Source organism: Streptomyces sp. CB02414 (genome assembly GCF_001905385.1).
Taxonomy (GTDB): domain Bacteria; phylum Actinomycetota; class Actinomycetes; order Streptomycetales; family Streptomycetaceae; genus Streptomyces.
In genome coordinates this window covers 972,149-988,693 of record NZ_LIPF01000002.1, presented here as the reverse complement: position 1 = coordinate 988,693, position 16,545 = coordinate 972,149, and the positions used below count along the sequence as shown (strand labels likewise).

15 protein-coding genes are annotated in these 16,545 nt (G+C 71.9%); 7 read left to right on the top strand and 8 right to left on the bottom strand.

All coding sequences use genetic code 11. The features are described 5' to 3' along the window. On the bottom strand, window positions 1–459 hold the full coding sequence (locus AMK11_RS10785) for a MarR family winged helix-turn-helix transcriptional regulator (RefSeq protein WP_073725568.1): 459 nt from the start codon (window positions 457–459) through the stop codon (window positions 1–3). A 124-nt stretch (window positions 460–583) separates the two neighbouring features. Between AMK11_RS10785 and hemB the strand changes: the two genes are divergently transcribed. Then, a complete protein-coding gene (gene hemB, locus AMK11_RS10780) occupies window positions 584–1,576 on the top strand; it encodes a porphobilinogen synthase (RefSeq protein WP_073725566.1) in 993 nt (330 codons plus the stop codon). 46 nt (window positions 1,577–1,622) lie between these two features. Here hemB and AMK11_RS10775 read toward each other — a convergent pair whose 3' ends face one another. After that, window positions 1,623–2,330: a DUF4232 domain-containing protein gene (locus AMK11_RS10775; RefSeq protein WP_073725564.1), complete on the bottom strand. Its 708-nt coding sequence runs from the start codon at window positions 2,328–2,330 to the stop codon at window positions 1,623–1,625. A gap of 208 nt (window positions 2,331–2,538) precedes the next feature. On the opposite strand from AMK11_RS10775, the gene AMK11_RS10770 reads away from it, so the two are divergent. The 4 genes from AMK11_RS10770 to AMK11_RS10755 all read left to right on the top strand — a co-directional run bounded on the left by AMK11_RS10770 (window position 2,539) and on the right by AMK11_RS10755 (window position 6,979). Beyond that, the gene (locus AMK11_RS10770) at window positions 2,539–3,777 is read left to right on the top strand and encodes a helix-turn-helix domain-containing protein (RefSeq protein ID WP_073725559.1); all 1,239 of its coding nucleotides are present in this window, start codon (window positions 2,539–2,541) and stop codon (window positions 3,775–3,777) included. An 88-nt stretch (window positions 3,778–3,865) separates the two neighbouring features. After that, entirely contained in the window at window positions 3,866–4,771 is a 906-nt protein-coding gene (locus AMK11_RS10765) for an SAM-dependent methyltransferase (RefSeq protein WP_073725557.1), read from the top strand. A gap of 68 nt (window positions 4,772–4,839) precedes the next feature. After that, window positions 4,840–6,078 carry an aminotransferase-like domain-containing protein gene (locus AMK11_RS10760; protein ID WP_073725554.1) on the top strand — a complete coding sequence of 413 codons (1,239 nt, stop codon included), beginning with the start codon at window positions 4,840–4,842 and terminating at the stop codon, window positions 6,076–6,078. Between the two features lie 61 nt (window positions 6,079–6,139). Continuing rightward, entirely contained in the window at window positions 6,140–6,979 is an 840-nt protein-coding gene (locus AMK11_RS10755) for an arylamine N-acetyltransferase family protein (protein ID WP_073725552.1), read from the top strand. On the opposite strand, the gene AMK11_RS10750 is transcribed toward AMK11_RS10755, so the two are convergent. Both AMK11_RS10750 and AMK11_RS10745 read right to left on the bottom strand, forming a co-directional pair. Further along, window positions 6,968–7,813: a helix-turn-helix domain-containing protein gene (locus AMK11_RS10750; protein WP_073725551.1), complete on the bottom strand. Its 846-nt coding sequence runs from the start codon at window positions 7,811–7,813 to the stop codon at window positions 6,968–6,970. The genes AMK11_RS10755 and AMK11_RS10750 overlap by 12 nt on opposite strands. Continuing rightward, window positions 7,810–8,601 carry a peptidoglycan-binding protein gene (locus tag AMK11_RS10745; RefSeq protein WP_073725550.1) on the bottom strand — a complete coding sequence of 264 codons (792 nt, stop codon included), beginning with the start codon at window positions 8,599–8,601 and terminating at the stop codon, window positions 7,810–7,812. Before AMK11_RS10745 ends, AMK11_RS10750 begins: the two co-directional genes overlap by 4 nt. 281 nt (window positions 8,602–8,882) lie before the next feature. On the opposite strand from AMK11_RS10745, the gene AMK11_RS10740 reads away from it, so the two are divergent. Next, window positions 8,883–9,344, top strand: a complete 462-nt coding sequence (locus AMK11_RS10740; RefSeq protein ID WP_073725549.1) for a peptidoglycan-binding domain-containing protein — start codon at window positions 8,883–8,885, stop codon at window positions 9,342–9,344. Window positions 9,345–9,410: 66 nt separating this feature from the next. Here AMK11_RS10740 and argS read toward each other — a convergent pair whose 3' ends face one another. Beyond that, window positions 9,411–11,171, bottom strand: a complete 1,761-nt coding sequence (gene argS / locus AMK11_RS10735; RefSeq protein WP_073725548.1) for an arginine--tRNA ligase — start codon at window positions 11,169–11,171, stop codon at window positions 9,411–9,413. A gap of 153 nt (window positions 11,172–11,324) precedes the next feature. Here argS and lysS point away from each other — a divergent pair, with 153 nt between their 5' ends. Further along, window positions 11,325–13,097, top strand: coding sequence for a lysine--tRNA ligase (gene lysS, locus AMK11_RS10730; protein WP_073725545.1), 1,773 nt, complete (start codon window positions 11,325–11,327; stop codon window positions 13,095–13,097). Between the two features lie 71 nt (window positions 13,098–13,168). Here lysS and AMK11_RS10725 read toward each other — a convergent pair whose 3' ends face one another. From AMK11_RS10725 to AMK11_RS10715, 3 genes are all read right to left on the bottom strand, one after another. Next, window positions 13,169–14,446, bottom strand: a complete 1,278-nt coding sequence (locus AMK11_RS10725) for a DUF2637 domain-containing protein (protein ID WP_073725539.1) — start codon at window positions 14,444–14,446, stop codon at window positions 13,169–13,171. 89 nt (window positions 14,447–14,535) lie between these two features. Beyond that, the gene (locus AMK11_RS10720; RefSeq protein WP_073725537.1) at window positions 14,536–15,366 is read right to left on the bottom strand and encodes a DUF3558 family protein; all 831 of its coding nucleotides are present in this window, start codon (window positions 15,364–15,366) and stop codon (window positions 14,536–14,538) included. A 117-nt stretch (window positions 15,367–15,483) separates the two neighbouring features. Beyond that, window positions 15,484–16,329 (bottom strand): hypothetical protein, encoded by an 846-nt coding sequence (locus tag AMK11_RS10715; protein WP_073725535.1) that lies wholly within the window; start codon window positions 16,327–16,329, stop codon window positions 15,484–15,486. Between the last annotated feature and the right edge of the window lie 216 nt (window positions 16,330–16,545).

The following is a 16,545-nucleotide window of genomic DNA, read 5'->3' as shown; positions in this document are numbered from 1 at the left end:
TCAGTGGTGCCAGGCCTTGCCGCCCGTGTTGTGGATGAAGCGCTGGAGCACCTTCATGGTGGTCAGGTACTCGTCGTCGGAGATTCCGGCGTGGCGTTCCGTCCACAGGTCGTCCTGGAGGGCGGCGGCCTTGTCGAAGAACGCCCTGCCCGCGGGGGTGAGGGCCAGGTGGCCGTCGGGGGTCTGCGTGATCCAGCCGTTGGTGACGGTCGCGTCGATCTCCGACTCCATCGACTCCGGGCCCGTGTCGAGGTAGTTGCGCAGGAGGGTGGAGATCTCGGCGCGGGTCTTCGGGGTGTCGGCGCGGGCCACCTGGGCCAGCACCCACCACTGGGGCTGAGTCGTGCCGAGTTCGGCCAGGGCGGTCCGGACGCGGGTGACGACGGCCTTGTAGGCGGCCCAGGTCCAGTAGCCGGCGGGCTGGCGGATCAGTTCGGCGTCGCTGTGCGAGTAGTCCATGGCGACGACCGTAGAAACTGAAGCTTGGTTGAGGTCAAGGGGGTCGAGGTGGGGCGAGGGCCTTCGTCCCGGGCCGACTCGTCGTCGGCAAAGGCACGGGTGGGGCGGGCGTAGCGTAGGTGGTATGTCGACGTACGGATCCTTTCCCGGTACGCGGCCCAGGCGGCTGCGGAGCACTCCTGTCATGCGTCGGATGGTCGCCGAGACCCGGCTGCACCCCGCCGACTTCATCCTCCCGGCCTTCGTGCGCGAGGGCGTGAGCGAGCCCGTGCCGATCGCGGCGATGCCCGGGGTCGTGCAGCACACCCGGGACACGCTGAAGAAGGCCGCCGCGGAGGCGGTCGAGGCGGGCGTCTCCGGGATCATGCTCTTCGGGGTGCCCGAGGAGGGGAAGAAGGACGCCGCCGGGACTGCGGGCACCGACCCCGACGGGATTCTGCAGGTCGCGCTGCGGGACGTGCGGGCCGAGGTCGGGGACGAGCTGCTCGTCATGTCCGATCTGTGTCTCGACGAGTTCACGGACCACGGGCACTGCGGGGTGCTCGACGCCGAGGGGCGGGTGGACAACGACGCCACCCTGGAGCGGTACGCCGAGATGGCACAGGTCCAGGCCGACGCGGGCGCCCACGTGGTCGGGCCCAGCGGGATGATGGACGGGCAGATCGGGGTCATCCGTGACGCCCTCGACCAGATCGGGCGGGAGGACGTCGCGATCCTCGCGTACACCGCCAAGTACGCCTCCGCCTTCTACGGCCCCTTCCGGGAGGCCGTCGGGTCCTCGCTGAAGGGGGACCGGAAGACCTACCAGCAGGATGCCGCCAACGTGCGCGAGTCCCTGCGCGAGCTGGCCCTCGACCTCGAGGAGGGCGCCGACATGGTGATGGTCAAGCCGGCCGGCCCCTACCTCGACATCCTCGCCAAGGTCGCCGAGGCCTCGGACGTGCCCGTCGCCGCCTACCAGATCTCCGGCGAGTACTCGATGATCGAGGCCGCCGCCGAGAAGGGCTGGATCGACCGCGACCGCGCCATCCTGGAGGCCCTCACCGGCATCAAGCGGGCCGGTGCGCGCAACATCCTGACCTACTGGGCCACCGAGGTCGCTCGCACCCTCCGCTGAGCGGCGACCTCGCCCGGTGTCCCGCGCAGGGAGTGCGGGCACCCCTTCAGTGGCCGAGGGCGGCGTCCATGTCGGTCTGCCAGTAGGTGACCGTCAGCGCGCTGTCGACGTACACGCCGCCGGCGGGCAGGGCGACGGTGGCGATGGAGCCGTCCTCGAAGGGGACGGTGAGGGTGTCCGTCTCGTAGCCGTTCTCGCCGCTGCCGTCGCCGGCCGACAGCACCACGCCCGCGTAGCCGGACTTGCCGGGCTCGACCCCGGTCAGGGACTGCGGCTTGGTCGCCTCCGCGACCGGCGGCACCGCCTGGGCCTCGCCGAAGCGGGCCGCCGGGTACGGCGGCAGCATGCACGTCTTCGAGCCGGTGTTGGTGGCGGTCAGCAGCAGGTGGTTGAGGGGGCGGGTCACCTTCGTCGCGGTGATCTTCACGTCGGCGGCGGAGCACTTGCCGGGCAGGTCGGAGTCGGAGGCGGCGTTGCTCTCTCCGGTGGCGGAACCCTCGTCCGGCTTGCCGGCGGAGCCGTTCGTGCCGGCGGAGCCGTTCGTTCCCTTCGAGCCGTTGGCCTCGGTGCCGCTGCCCGGCTCCTCCCCTCCGCCGGGCCGCTCGCTCTGCGCACCGGCCGGGGCGGAGGACGGCGGTGCCGAGGCGCCCGTGTCGGAGCTGTCGCCGCTCTCGCACGCCGTCAGGGCGAGTGCGGCCAGCGCGACCGTGGTGGCGGCGAACAGTCGGGTGCGGCGGGCGGTGCGTGTGGACATGAGTGGACCCCTTCGGGTGGAGTTGAGGTGAGCCGCTCGACCGTTCGCCGGGAGCGGCTGCTTGGATGACCACAGCTTGGGGCCGGGGCCGTCCCGGTCGCCAGAGCTGCCGGGGCATGCGGGACACTGGGATGCCGAGAACGGCTCTGACCTGCGGGAATGACCTCCCGCTGGGATGCGGTACGGGGATGCGGGAGAGGGAGAAACGGTGGCGGGGGACGACTTCGCGGGACTGCTGAGGGAACTCAAGGAGCGGTCCGGGCTGAGCTACGGGGCGCTGGGCAAGCGGCTGCACATGAGCGCGTCGACCCTCCACCGGTACGTCAGCGGGGAGGTCGTACCCGTCGAGTTCGCCCCCGTCGAACGCCTCGCCCGCGTGTGCCGGGCCACCCCGGAGGAACTGCTCGAACTCCACCGCCGCTGGATCCGCGCGGACGCCCTGCGGGGTGTGAAGAAGGGCGAGGGCGAGGGCGAGGAGCAGACCGGCGGCTCCGAGGAGCCGGACCCTCCGGTCGCCGTCGAGGAGCCCACGCCGCCCGCCCCCCGCCGCCGTGTCCCCCGCACCGCCCTCTACGCCGCTTCCGGCGTCGTCGCCGTCAGTGTCGCCGTGGCGCTCGTGGCGAACCTCGTGTCGGGCTCGGGCGACGACGGGCGGCGCGGTCCCGCCGGGGCCGCCGGTGCGGTGCCGCCTTCCCTGTCGGCGTCCGGGAGCGCCACCGCGCCGGCGACCCCGAGCGGCAGCGCCTCCGCGTCGGCGTCCCCTTCCACGTCCGAGTCCGCGAGCCCCTCGGCGTCCGCGACGGACGCCGGTGCCTCCGCGTCGCCGAGCCGCCGCGCGCCCGCCGACGGCCCGATGCTCACCGTCTCGACCACCCCGTACTACTGGGACTCCCCCTGCGACCACGCCTTCCTCGTCGACCGCAGCCCGAAGAACGTGCTGAAGCCCCCCGCCCAGCAGGACGCGGTCGGCTGGGCCGCCGCCCACGGCGCGGTCTCCGCGAACCGGCAGACCGCCGTCCTCACCGTGCAGGGCACCGGTCCGGAGACCGTCGTCCTGGAGGCCCTGCACGTACGCGTGGTGAACAGCGGGGCGCCGCTGGACTGGAACCAGTACGTGATGGGCAACGGCTGCGGCGGCGAGGTGAGCGTGAAGGCCTTCGACGTCGCGCTGGACATGGGCAACCCCCTGGCGATGCCGATCGGGGGACAGCGGGACTTCCCGTACTCCGTCAGCGAGTCCGACCCCGAGGTCTTCCACGTCAACGCGCACACCAGCGATCACGACGTCAGCTGGTACCTGGAGCTGGAGTGGTCGAGCGGCGGCCGGGAGGGCACCCTGCGCGTCGACGACCACGGCAAGCCGTTCCGCACCAGCGCCTCCAAGGACGGCTCCTACTACGCGTACCCGCTGGGCAGCGACGCCTGGGAGCGGGTCGAGGGCGACTGAACCGGAGCGCAAGGGGGACCGGGCACGGTCAACTGGGCCGGGGCGTTAGGTTGTTGACCACACAACGGTTCCCCGTCAGGAGACGCTCATGCCCGGTGACGCCCTCAGCCAGGACCCCGCGGAGCTGAGAAGGAGGATCGACAGCAGCAAGGCGCACCCGGCCCGCGTCTACGACGTCTTCCTCGGCGGCAAGGACCACTACCCCGCCGACCGCGACGCGGCCGCCGCCGGGCTCGCCGCCAACCCGCGCGGCTACCTCGACGTACGGCACAACCGGGACTTCCTGCGCCGCGCCGTCACCGCGCTGGCCGAGGAGGACGGCATCCGCCAGTTCCTCGACATCGGCACCGGCCTGCCGACCGCGGAGAACGTGCACCAGATCGCCCAGCGCATCGCCCCCGAGTCCCGGGTGGTCTACGTCGACAACGACCCGGTGGTCCTCGCCCACGCCCGCGCCCTGCTCACCAGCGGCCCCGAGGGACGCACGGACTACATCGACGCCGACCTGAAGAGCCCGGCACGGATCCTCGAACAGGCCGCCCAGACCCTCGACTTCAGCCGTCCCGTCGCGCTCTGCCTGGTCGCCATCCTGCACTTCGTCGAGGACGAGGAGGCGTACCCGATCGTCCGCGAGCTGGTGGACGCGCTGCCCGCCGGCAGCCGGCTGGTCCTCAGCCACCTCACCGAGGACCTCAATCCGGAGAACATCCGCGCGGTCCAGCGGACCTACACCGAGCGGGGGTTCACCTTCGTGCTGCGCTCCCGTGACGACGTCGAGCGCTTCTTCACCGAGGCCGGGCTGAAGCTCGCCGAGCCGGGCGCCGTCGTCCCGGTGCACCACTGGCGCCCGGACCACGCGGCGCCCGTGCCCGAACAGCCGGAGGAGTCCTACCTGGCCAGCCTGGAGGACATCGAGAAGGTCCGGTACAAGGACATCAACGACGTCACGGACGCCGACATCAACGTGTACGGAGGGGTGGGCGCGAAGGGCTGAGCGCCGGGCCGGCGTCCGGATCGCGGAAAGGCACTTGTAGCCGCCACGTACTTCTCTAGGGTGCGGGCATGACCGTGACCGAGACAGTGCCCGACAACGCGCCCGTCCCCGCCGCCCCCCTCCCGCCGCTCGCCGCGCGGGCCCGGTCGACCGGCGGTTCGCCGGTACGGGACATCCTCGCCGTCACCGCCCGCCCCGAGGTGATCAACTTCGCGGGCGGGCTCCCGGCGCCGGAGCTGTTCGACGCGGAGGGCATCGCCGACGCCTACCGGGCCGTCCTCACCGAGACGCCCGCGCGGGCACTCCAGTACTCCACCACCGAGGGCGAGCCCGCCCTGCGCGCCGCGCTCGCCGCCCGCACCACCGCGCGCGGACTGGCCACCGACGCCGACGACCTCCTCGTCACCACCGGCTCGCAGCAGGCCCTGTCCCTGCTGGCCACCGCCCTGCTCGAACCCGGCGACACCGTCCTCGTCGAGGACCCCTGCTACCTGGCCGCCCTCCAGGTCTTCGGCTTCGCGGGCGCCCGGGTCGTCGCCGTGCCGGGCGACGAGCACGGCATGGACCCGGCCGCCCTGGAGGAACTGGTCGTACGCGAGCGGCCCAAGCTGCTCTACACCGTGCCCACCTTCTCCAACCCCACCGGCCGCACCCTGCCCGCCGACCGCCGGGCCGCCGTCGCGGAGACCGCCGCGCGGCGCGGGGTGTGGATCGTCGAGGACGACCCGTACGGCGAACTCCGCTTCGAGGGCGAACGGGTGCCGTGGATCGCCTCCTGCGACGGCGCCCGGGACCGCACCGTGCTGCTGGGCTCCTTCTCCAAGGTCATGGCGCCCGGCCTGCGCCTCGGCTGGCTGCGGGCGCCCGCCGGACTGCGCCGGGCCTGCGCGGTCGCCAAGCAGGCCGTCGACCTGCACACGCCGACCGTCAACCAGCTCGCCGCCGCCCGGTACCTGGCCGACCGCGACCTGGACGCCCACGTCGCGCGCGTCGCCGCCGCCTACGGCGCTCGCCGGGACGCCATGCTCGCCGGCCTCGCGGACGCCCTCCCGGCCGGGTCGGCGTGGACCCGACCCGAGGGCGGCATGTTCGTCTGGGCGCGGCTGCCGGAACGGTACGACACCACGGCCCTGCTCCCCGAGGTGGTCCGGCACGACGTGGCGTACGTCCCCGGCGCCCCCTTCCACGCCGGCGAGCCCGACCGCGCCACCCTGCGGCTGTGCTTCGTCACACAGACGCCGGACGAGATCGCGGAGGGGCTGCGGAGGCTGGGGGAGGGGCTGCGGACGGCGTCGGACGAGTCGTAGGACCTCCAGCCCAGGTCAAAAGGCCGAGGACGGGCGGCGTGCCCGGACGTACGGTGAAGCCATGCCTGAGACCGCACGGACGCCGCCGCCCCTCGACCTCGACGCGTACTTCGGCCGGATCGGCTGGGACGGGGAACGGCGGCCGGACGCCGAGACCCTCCGCGGCGTCCACCTCGCCCACCTGCGGGCCATCGCGTTCGAGAACCTCGACGCCCTCGGCGGCACCGCGCCCTCCCTGGATCTCGCCAACCTCATGGCCAAGCTGGTCCACGGCCGCCGGCGCGGCGGTTACTGCTACGAGCACAACACCCTGTTCGCGGCGGCCCTGGAGGCGCTCGGGTTCCGGCTGACCCGGCTGGCCGCGCGGGTCGTCGTCGGCGCCGAGCGGTTCGAGGACCGGCCGCGCACCCACATGGCCCTCCTGGTCGAGGCGCCCGGCGACCCCCGGCCGTACCTGGCCGACGTCGGCTTCGGCGCGATCGGCTCCCTGCTGGAGCCGGTGCCGCTGCTGGCGGACACCGAGTTCCACGACGCCGGGCGCCGGCACCGGCTGGTGCACGCGCCGCACGGGGGGCCGCTGGAGATGTGGGTGCTTCAGGCGCACGGCACGGACGGCTGGGAAGACCAGTACGCCTTCACCCTGGAGCCGTTCGAACCGTCCGACTTCGAAATGATCAACTGGCACATCGCCACCAACCCGCGCTCCCCGTTCTCCCGGCGCCCCTACGCCCAGCGCCTGAGCCCGGCCGGGCACCTGCTGCTCGACGGCGACCGCGTCACCGAGACCCGCGACGACGGCACGGTCACCGAGCGGAAACTGGCGGACGAGGCGGACGTCCGCCGGGTGCTGTCCCGCGAGATGGGCCTCGACGTGCCAGAAGGGCTGACGCTACCGACGTGACGGCGGCCGGGTGGTGGCCGTGGCCCCGCCCACGCGCGCCTCGACACACTCCCGTTCGCCGTCGGCGGCCGCCGCGGGCCGGAAGCAGGCCCGCAGGACGGCTCCGGGACGCACCTCGGTCATGACGGTGTAGACGTACGACTCGGCGTCCACCGCGTCCGCGATCTCGGCCCGGCGGGTCGGACCACCCGCCGTCACCTCCAGCCGGTCGCCGACGCCCGTCCCCCACATGCGGGCCCAGCCGGCGCCGCACTTCTCGCTGTAGCGCAGCTCCAGCCGGGCCCCGGTGGCGGTGCGGTGGGTGGAGAGGGTGTCGGGGCCCCCGCCGCAGAACATGTGCATCGGGTCCTGGCCCTCGCAGGTGGCGCCGTGGCAACGAGGTCCGGGGGCCGCGCCGGCTGACGCACGAGGGGCTGCTCTCTCCCGGTCGGGGAGCAGGAGGAGTGCCGAGGCGACGCCGGCCACGGTCACGGCGCAGACGGCGACGAGCACGGCCAGGAGCCGTCGACTGACCCCGGGTTGCCTTGTCGGCGGCTGCGGCTTCGGCTGCGGCTGTGGCTCCGGGCCGGCAGGTGCGGGTGCCGGCTGGGCCGCGCGCCCGCTCCGCTCCGACTCCGCGATCTCCCACAGTGCCAGCGCCCGTCCCTCCGGTTCCCGGGCGAGCCGGCACAGGTCACGTACCGCCTGGCGCGGCGGCAGCGTCTTGCCGTTGAGGTAGCGCTCCCACGACGACTTGCTGTACGCCGTGCGCTCCGCCAGCGCCGCCAGGCTCAGCCCCGTACGTGTCCGCAGCTCTCTCAGTGCCGTGACCAGCCGGGTGTGCGCCGACGTCATGTCGGGGTCGTCCCGCGCAGGGCCTTCCAGGTGTGCGGGCCGACGATGCCGTCCACGACCAGTCCGTCGCGCTGCTGGACGCGCTTGACCGCGCGCTGCGTCAGCGGCCCGAAGATCCCGTCGATCTCACCCGGCGAGAGGCCCGCCCGTTCCAGCAGACACTGCACCTCCGCCACCTCCGGCCCGGCCTCGCCGTACGCCACGATGGCGTCCTCGCTGCGGCTGTTGCCCGCGTACCAGCGGCCGTCGGTCCGCTCCACGCGGCAGGTGTACGCCGTGGGGGAGCGGGACGCCGACGGGGTGGACGTGGTGACGGTGGCCGCCGCGGCGCTGCCGCCGCGCTCCGGGCCGCCGGAGCCGTCGGTGAGGCGCACGGCCAGCAGGACGGCCGCGGACACGGCCAGCACCAGGGCCACCGCCCCGGCCACGACCGCGACGCGCCGGGGCCGCCCCCGGCGCGGCTCGTCCTCCGCGATCTCCGGTTCCGCGGTCCCGAGCCCGGCGGGTGCGGCCCCCCTCGCCTGCCCCCAGTGCTCCGACGCCACCTCGTGCAGCACCAGCAGCCGGGCCGGATCGTCACCGGCGATCCGGGCCATCGCCTCGACGGCCTCCCGGGGCGGCAGGGACCTGCCGTTCAGGTACCGCTCCCAGGACTTCGCGCTGTACCCGGTCTTCGCGGCCAGTTGCCGCATGCTCAGTCCGCCGTGGTCCTTGAGCCTGCGTAATCGCACCACCAACTGGTGGACGTGCGGATGCAGTTCCGCGGGCAGCTCTTTCCAACGCGACATGTTCCCCCACTCGCGTTCGGGCTCGCCGGTCCGGGGTCCCGTCCCCCGGTCTCATTCTGCATCAGGGACCACGCGGCCCACCGGGCTGCGGTTCCTGCACCATTCGGAATCGGCCACGCCGCTTCGCCGTCCCGCCGTGCCGACTCCACAGAAGGCGTCCCTGCAGGTCAGAGGGTGGGATGTCCCGTGAGTACGTCAGTTCCGGGGCGACTGTGGCAGGCCGGTCCGACCGGGCTGCAGTCTCGTGGTCGACAGCACAGCGAACGCATCGGAGGGGAAACATGCGAGCTTTGACCAAGACACTCGTCAGTGTGACCACCGCGGTCGGTATCGCAGTCGGCGGCCTGGCCACCGCGAGCACGGCCATGGCGGCACCCGCGCCGGCCGGGCAGCAGGCGGTGAGCGCCGAGGCCGTCGCGCCGCTCGCGGTGAACAACCTGGGGCTGAGCAAGTCGCAGGCCAAGGGCGTCCAGCGCTGGCTGAGCGTCACCTGGGGTTACGGCGGTGACATCGACGGTCTGCTCGGCACCAAGAGCTGGAAGGCGCTGCAGCTGTTCCTCAAGACCCACCACGGGTACGGGGACGACATCGACGGCATCGTCGGGCCGAACACCATCACGGCGCTGCAGCACTTCCTGAAGTACAACGGCTGGGGCTACGGCGGCAGGCTCGACGGCGACGCCGGCCCGAAGACACGGGCCGCGTGGAAGACCTTCGCCAACTGGTGCGTGGCGAACTACTAGGACGTACGCGCGCGGCCCGTCCTCCCACCGGGGGAGAGGACGGGCCGCACGCGTCTGTCCGGGTGTTCAGAGCCGCTCGGGCGTCCTGATGCCCAGCAGGGCCATGCCCCGGTGCAGGGTGCGGGCCGTGAGGTCGCACAGGAACAGACGGTTCTCCACCTGCTCCGGCGTCTGAGCCTTCAGCACCGGGCACTTGTCGTAGAACGACGTGTACAGCGACGCCAGTTGGTACAGGTACGCGGTCAGCTTGTGCGGGGCGTACTCCGCGGCCGCCTCGAAGACCGTGTTCCCGAACACGTCCAGGTGCAGGCCCAGCGCCCGCTCCGCCTCGTGCAGCTCCAGCTCCGGGTGGGCGGCGGGGCGGACCTCGCCGGCCTTGCGGAGGATCGACTGGATACGGGCGTAGGCGTACTGGAGGTACACGCTGGTGTCGCCGTTGAGCGAGACCATCTGGTCCAGGTCGAACTTGTAGTCGCGGTTCGGCGACGTCGACAGGTCCGCGTACTTCACGGCCCCGATGCCGACCTGCGCGGCCCGCTCCTGGATCTCGGCCTCGGTGAGGTCCCGCGCCTTCTCCCGCACGACCTCCGCGGCCCGCTGCACCGCCTCGTCCAGCAGGTCCTCGAGCCGCACGGTTTCGCCCGCACGCGTCTTGAAGGGCTTGCCGTCCGCGCCGAGCACCGTGCCGTAGCCCATGTTGTGCGCGGTGACGTCGTCGTTCAGCCAGCCGGCCCGGCGGGCCGTCTCGAAGACCATCTTGAAGTGCAGCGACTGACGCACGTCGACGACGTACAGCAGCGTGGTCGCGTGCAGGTCGGTGACCCGGTTGCGGATCGCGGTCAGGTCGGAGGCCGCGTAGCCGAAGCCGCCGTCCGCCTTCTGTACGATCAGCGGCACCGGCTGGTCGTCCTTGCCGCGGATGTCGTCGAAGAACACCACGAGCGCGCCCTCGGAGCGCACCGCGACGCCCGTCTCCTCCAGGATGCGGGCGGTCTCGGGCATGCCCTCGTTGTACGCGGACTCGCCGACGATCTCCTCGTCGCGGATCTCCATGTCGAGCTTCTCGAAGACCGAGTAGAAGTAGACCTTCGACTCGTCCACGAACTGCTGCCACAGCTCGATCGTCTCCTTGTCGCCGGACTGCAGGGCGACGACCCGCTTGCGGGCCCGCTCCTTGAACTCGTCGTCCGAGTCGAAGACCGCACGCGACGCCTTGTACACCCGGTTCAGGTTCGACATGGCCTGCTCGCCGTCGACGTCCTCGGCCGGGGCCAGCTCGCCGGGGTGCTCGAACAGGTACTGGATGAGCATGCCGAACTGGGTGCCCCAGTCGCCGATGTGGTGCCGGCCGATCGTCCGCTCGCCGGTGAAGTCGAGCATGCCGCGCAGGGCGTCGCCGATGACCGCCGACCGCAGGTGGCCGACGTGCATCTCCTTCGCCACGTTCGGCTGGGCGTAGTCGACGACCGTGACGCCCGCGTCCTCCTTCAGCGGCACACCGAGGCGCTCGCCGTCCGCGTACCGCGCGGCCAGGTTCCCGGTGATCGCCCGGTCGGCGACGGTGATGTTGAGGAAGCCGGGCCCGGAGACCTCGACGTCCTTGATCAGCTCGTCGCCGGTGGTGATGTGGGCGACGACCTCGGTCGCCAGCTCCCGCGGGTTGGCCTTCGCCTTCTTGGCCAGGGCGAGGATGCCGTTGGCCTGGTAGTCCGCCCGGTCGCTGCGTCGCAGCAGCGGGTCGACGCCGGCGGCCTCGGGCCGGGTGGCCGTGAGGGCGGACGCGAGGTGCTGCTGGACGGAGTCGCTGAGGGACGTGACCGAGGCCATGGAGTGGCTGCCGTTCTGCTCGGGTTCCTGGAGTACTACGGAAACCGAGTATCCCACGCGGTGAAAAGCGGTTTTCGCGGATGTGGGCCGGGCTGGGAGAATGGAGCGGTCAGCCGTGCGACCGTACTGGCTGCCCGAGTCAGAAAGAAGGACGTGCCGATCGTGGCTCAGAGCACAGAGACCACCGACTGGGTCTCCCGTTTCGCGGACGAGGTCATCGCCGAGTCGGAGCGTCGTGCCCCGGGCGCGAAAACATCACTCGCTACCGCTCCGGTGGTCGTCGTAGCCTCCGGACTCTCCCCCTCCGGCCCCATCCACCTGGGCAACCTGCGCGAGGTCATGACCCCGCACCTGGTCGCCGACGAGGTGCGCCGCCGGGGCCACGAGGTCCGGCACCTGATCTCCTGGGACGACTACGACCGCTACCGCAAGGTCCCGGCCGGCGTCGCGGGCGTCGACGAGACCTGGGCCGAGCACATCGGCAAGCCGCTGACCTCCGTCCCCGCCCCCCATGGCTCCCCGCACGCGAACTGGGCCGAGCACTTCAAGGCCGCCATGGTCGACTCGCTCGCCGAGATGGGCGTCGAGTTCGACGGGATCAGCCAGACCGAGCAGTACACCACCGGCGCCTACCGCGAGCAGATCCTGCACGCCATGAAGCACCGGCAGGACATCGACGCGATCCTCGCCCAGTACCGCACCAAGAAGGACCCCGCCAAGAAGCCGCAGAAGTCGCAGAAGCCGGTCGACGAGGCCGAGCTGGAGGCCGCCGAGGGCTCCGGCGCCGCCGCCGAGGACGACGGCAGCTCCGGCTCCGCCGGGTACTTCCCGTACAAGCCGTACTGCGGCAACTGCGAGAAGGACCTGACGACGGTCACCGCCTACGACGACGGCTCGACCGAGCTGACCTACGCCTGCACCGCCTGCGGCTTCTCCGAGACGGTCCGGCTCAGCGAGTTCAACCGCGGCAAGCTCGTCTGGAAAGTCGACTGGCCGATGCGCTGGGCCCACGAGGGCGTGATCTTCGAGCCCAGCGGCGTCGACCACTCCTCGCCCGGCTCCTCCTTCCAGGTCGGCGGGCAGATCGTCGGGATCTTCGGCGGCCAGCAGCCCATCGGCCCGATGTACGCCTTCGTCGGCATCAGCGGCATGGCGAAGATGTCCTCCTCCAAGGGCGGGGTGCCCACCCCGGCCGACGCGCTCCAGATCATGGAGCCGCAGCTGCTGCGCTGGCTCTACGCCCGCCGCCGCCCCAACCAGTCCTTCAAGATCGCCTTCGACCAGGAGATCCAGCGGCTCTACGACGAGTGGGACCGCCTCGACGCCAAGGTCGCCGACGGCAGCGCGCTGCCCGCCGACGCCGCCGCCCACTCCCGCGCCGTCCGCACCGCCGCCGGTGACCTGCCGCGCACGCCCAGGCCGCTGCCGTACCGCACCCTCGCCTCGGTCGCCGACATCACCGCCGGCCATGAGGACCAGGCGCTGCGCATCCTCAGCGAGCTCGACCCGGCCAATCCGCTGGGCACGCTCGCGGACGCCCGCCCCCGGTACGACAAGGCCGAGGCGTGGATCAACACCCACGTCCCCGCCGACCAGCGCACCATCGTCCGCGACGAGCCCGACGCCGAGCTGCTGAAGTCGCTGGACGAACAGGGCCGCGCCTCGCTGCGGCTGCTGCTCGACGGACTCGCCGACCACTGGTCCCTGGACGGGCTCACCCACCTCGTCTACGGCGTGCCCAAGGTCCAGGCCGGCTTCTCCGCCGACGCCACGCCCAAGGAGCTGCCGCCGGAGATCAAGACCGCCCAGCGGTCGTTCTTCGCGCTCCTCTACCACCTGCTCGTCGGCCGCGACACCGGCCCGCGCCTGCCCACGCTGCTCCTCGCGGTGGGACAGGACCGGGTGCGGTCCCTGCTCGGGGAGTAGGACCGGCCGGTACGACGGCGAAGGGGGCGCCCGGCGAATGCCGGGCGCCCCCTTCGCCGTACGCCCGCTCGCTACGCGATGTGCTCTTCCTGAAGCTCCCGCATATGGCGCTCGGTGAACGCCTTCACCATGCGATCGGCCTCACGCGGAGCCAGCGGCACCCCGAAGGTCGCCTCCGCGTTCTCCCGGAACTGGGCGGTCGTGGGGTAACTGCCGTCGATCGACTTGCGAAAGACCGTGTAGTAGTCCTCCTCGACCGGCGCCGGCTCGGACGTACCGCCGCCATCACCCAGCTCGCGGGTACGACCCGGAACGACCGGTATCGGGAAGCTGCCCGTCTCCTCCGGCGAGGGCTCCTGGAGCGGAGGCTCCTCCTCGTACTGATCCCGGTACTGATCGGCCCGCCGCTGCTCCTCGTACCACTCGGCGAGGTGCTCCGCGGGGTCGTAGGCGGGGTCGTAGCCGCCCTGGTACTCGACCTGACGGGTGTTGAACCAAGGGCTCTGCTCGTCGGGCTCGCCCTCCGCCTCCGGAACGCCGCGCGCGGGCGGCGTCTTCGCCGCCGGCGCCTTGACCAGCTCGGGACGCTGCTCGGCCGCGGGCGCGACGGCCTGCGGTTCCCCGCTCTGCTCCCTGGGCGCCGGCGGCAGCAGCGCCGGCTCGATCCCCGCCGCCGCCAGGCCCGCCGGGGCCGTCTGCGCCAGCGGCACGCCGTACCGGGCCAGCCGCAGCGGCATCAGCGACTCCACGGGCGCCTTGCGGCGCCAGCCCCGGCCGAACCGCGAACGCAGCCGCGCCTGGTACACCAGCCGCTCCTGCTCCAGCTTGATCACCTGCTCGTAGGAGCGCAGCTCCCACAGCTTCATGCGCCGCCACAGCAGGAAGGTCGGACCCGGCGAGAGGATCCAGCGGGTGAGGCGGACGCCCTCCATGTGCTTGTCGGCGGTGATGTCCGCGATCCGCCCGATCGCGTGCCGGGCGGCCTCGACGGACACCACGAACAGCACCGGGATCACACCGTGCATGCCCACACCCAGCGGGTCGGGCCAGGCCGCCGCGCCGTTGAACGCGATCGTCGCCGCCGTCAGCAGCCACGCCGTCTGCCGCAGCAGCGGGAAGGGGATGCGGATCCAGGTCAGCAGCAGGTCCAGCGCCAGCAGCACGCAGATGCCCGCGTCGATGCCGATCGGGAAGACGTAGCTGAAGTCGCCGAAGCCCTTCTTCAGGGCCAGCTCCCGCACCGCCGCGTACGAACCCGCGAAACCGATCCCGGCGATGACGACGGCACCGAAGACGACGATGCCGATGAGAACGCGATGCGTCCGGGTCAGCTCTAGTGGCGCGGCCACCCGTACTCCCCTCCCAGTGCCAGTTGTTGCGCGCAACAGAGTGGCACATGTGTGCGGGGGACGGGTGGCCGGTGGGGTGATACGGCCCGTCAGCTCGTCTTCGACGACGGCGACGCCGACGACTCGGACGACTTGGACGGCGACGGAGAGGTGCTCGACGTGCCGCCGTTGGCCTTCGTCACCGAGGCCACCGCCTCCTTGGCCGCCTTCTGCGCGTCCTTCGACAGATCGGCGGCGTCCGGCGTCTCGTCACCGGCCAGGCCCGCACCGTTGTAGTCGACCGTGACGACGACGTTCTCGACGCGCGCCACCACCGTCTGCTGCTTGAAGGTGCCCTCCTTCTTCTTCAGCTCGTAACTGACGACGGAGGCCTCGTCACCCGTGCCGCTCACCGGCGCCGTCTTCACGCTCTTCGCGTTCTCGGCACCCTGGGCGTCCTGCACCTGCTTCGTGTAGTAGTCACGCGCCAGCTTGTCGCCCGGGCCGCGCGTCTGGTCCGACTCGAAGCGCAGCATCGACACGCTCAGCCAGCGGAACTGGGAGCCCTCCACCCCGTTGTCGTCAAGGCTGTCCCAGGAGCAACCGCCGCGCGTCGCCGTGTCGTTCGAAGCGCCCTCCTTGCCCTTGTCGGCCTCGGGCACCAGGTCTTCCAGCGTCTTCTTCGCCAGCACCGAACACGGCTCCGGAAGCTTCCCGTACGCCGCCGCCTCGACCGTCGGAGACGGCTCCGCGGACTTCGAGGCGGCCGTCTTCTCCGCCGCCTTGTCCTTGCCGTCGTCGGAGCCGGAGTCCGAGGAGCAGCCGGCTGCCACCAGCATCACGGGGACGGCGGCCGCGCAGACAAGGGCGCGGGTGAGTCGCTTCGCACGCGGATTCTGCTGGTCACGCTGGGCTCGTCGCTGCATGGTTCCTTCACTCATGGCACTCGTGGTTCCTGCGTTCGGAACGGGTCCGAGGGGTCACCGTACGCGGTGGGGAAACCGTGTGGTTCCTCCTCAGGTCCTCCGCACACGGCCGCCGGGGAGCCCGGAGCGGACTCAACCGCCCAGTGAATCGGCCAGCTGGGATGCCAGTTTCCGCGCCTTGTCCTGCATTTCCTCGCTGTCCGGCACGACTCCGAGCGTCGCCGACTGCTCCGCGTACTCGACGGTCACCATGACGTTCGACGTGCGGAACGCCACAGTCACCGTGCGCCGCTTCGCCGTGGAACCCGAGCTGCTCAGCTCGTCGTCCACGAACGCCTCGTCACCCAGGTCGTCCAGGAGCCGGGGCTGGAGTTCGGTGGGCGTGGCATCGGCGGACGCGCTCGACGAGGGCGCGGAGGGCGCGCCGCTCGGGCCGGAGCTCGGCTCCCCGGACGACGGGGCGCCGGAGGAGGGGGCGCCGGACGGGGACGCGGAGTCCGAGGCGGACGCGGAGTTCGAGGCCGCCGGTTCGGGGAGGTCGGCCCCCTCCACCTGCTGTGCGAAGAGCTGTTCGGCCTCGCTGTCGTCGCTCACGGCGTTGTCGTACGACACGACCCGCTCGAAGTTCACGAAGAGGTGGTTGGTGGCGTCCGCCGACTCCACCTTCCAGCGGCAGCCGACCTTGCGGTCCGTGTCGTAGGCGAGCGTCGGCTCACCCGCGTACGCCTTCTCGCGCTGCCGCTCGTCCGCGATCTCCTCGATGCCGGGCAGGAGCGAATCGAGCGCCTTCTCGCCGACCGCGCCGCACGGCTCCGGGAGGGTGCGGTACTTGCCGGGCTCGGCCTCCTCGGTCGTGACGCCGGGCCGGCCCGGGTTGGAGTCGTCCGCCGTGGCGCCGTCCCCCGAGGCGCCGGTGCAGCCGGCCAGCAACACCGCCAGGCAGGCGGCGACGCCGGGTACGTAGGCCTTCCGCTGCACGGTGCGGCTCCTCTCGCCGGGTGGCTGTGGTCGGTACGCCAGGTACTGGTACTCCAGTGTCCCCGCTGGTTATTCGCTTGCCGCGCGGGGGCGTCCCCTGCAGACAATGTGTATCGCACGCGCCGCCGTGAACGCCGGTCAGTCGTCCCTTTGGCTGCCCTTGGCGCCGGTTTTGCGCTTTGAGACTTCTGTTTGTTTTCCGGGGGAATGAGGACG

Coding starts and splice junctions, on each gene's coding strand:
- AMK11_RS10785 (WP_073725568.1), bottom strand. CDS start 459: ATGGACTACTCGCACAGCGACGCCGAACTGATCCGCCAGCCCGCCGGC.
- hemB (WP_073725566.1), top strand. CDS start 584: ATGTCGACGTACGGATCCTTTCCCGGTACGCGGCCCAGGCGGCTGCGG.
- AMK11_RS10775 (WP_073725564.1), bottom strand. CDS start 2,330: ATGTCCACACGCACCGCCCGCCGCACCCGACTGTTCGCCGCCACCACG.
- AMK11_RS10765 (WP_073725557.1), top strand. CDS start 3,866: ATGCCCGGTGACGCCCTCAGCCAGGACCCCGCGGAGCTGAGAAGGAGG.
- AMK11_RS10760 (WP_073725554.1), top strand. CDS start 4,840: ATGACCGTGACCGAGACAGTGCCCGACAACGCGCCCGTCCCCGCCGCC.
- AMK11_RS10755 (WP_073725552.1), top strand. CDS start 6,140: ATGCCTGAGACCGCACGGACGCCGCCGCCCCTCGACCTCGACGCGTAC.
- AMK11_RS10750 (WP_073725551.1), bottom strand. CDS start 7,813: ATGACGTCGGCGCACACCCGGCTGGTCACGGCACTGAGAGAGCTGCGG.
- AMK11_RS10745 (WP_073725550.1), bottom strand. CDS start 8,601: ATGTCGCGTTGGAAAGAGCTGCCCGCGGAACTGCATCCGCACGTCCAC.
- AMK11_RS10740 (WP_073725549.1), top strand. CDS start 8,883: ATGCGAGCTTTGACCAAGACACTCGTCAGTGTGACCACCGCGGTCGGT.
- argS (WP_073725548.1), bottom strand. CDS start 11,171: ATGGCCTCGGTCACGTCCCTCAGCGACTCCGTCCAGCAGCACCTCGCG.
- AMK11_RS10720 (WP_073725537.1), bottom strand. CDS start 15,366: ATGAGTGAAGGAACCATGCAGCGACGAGCCCAGCGTGACCAGCAGAAT.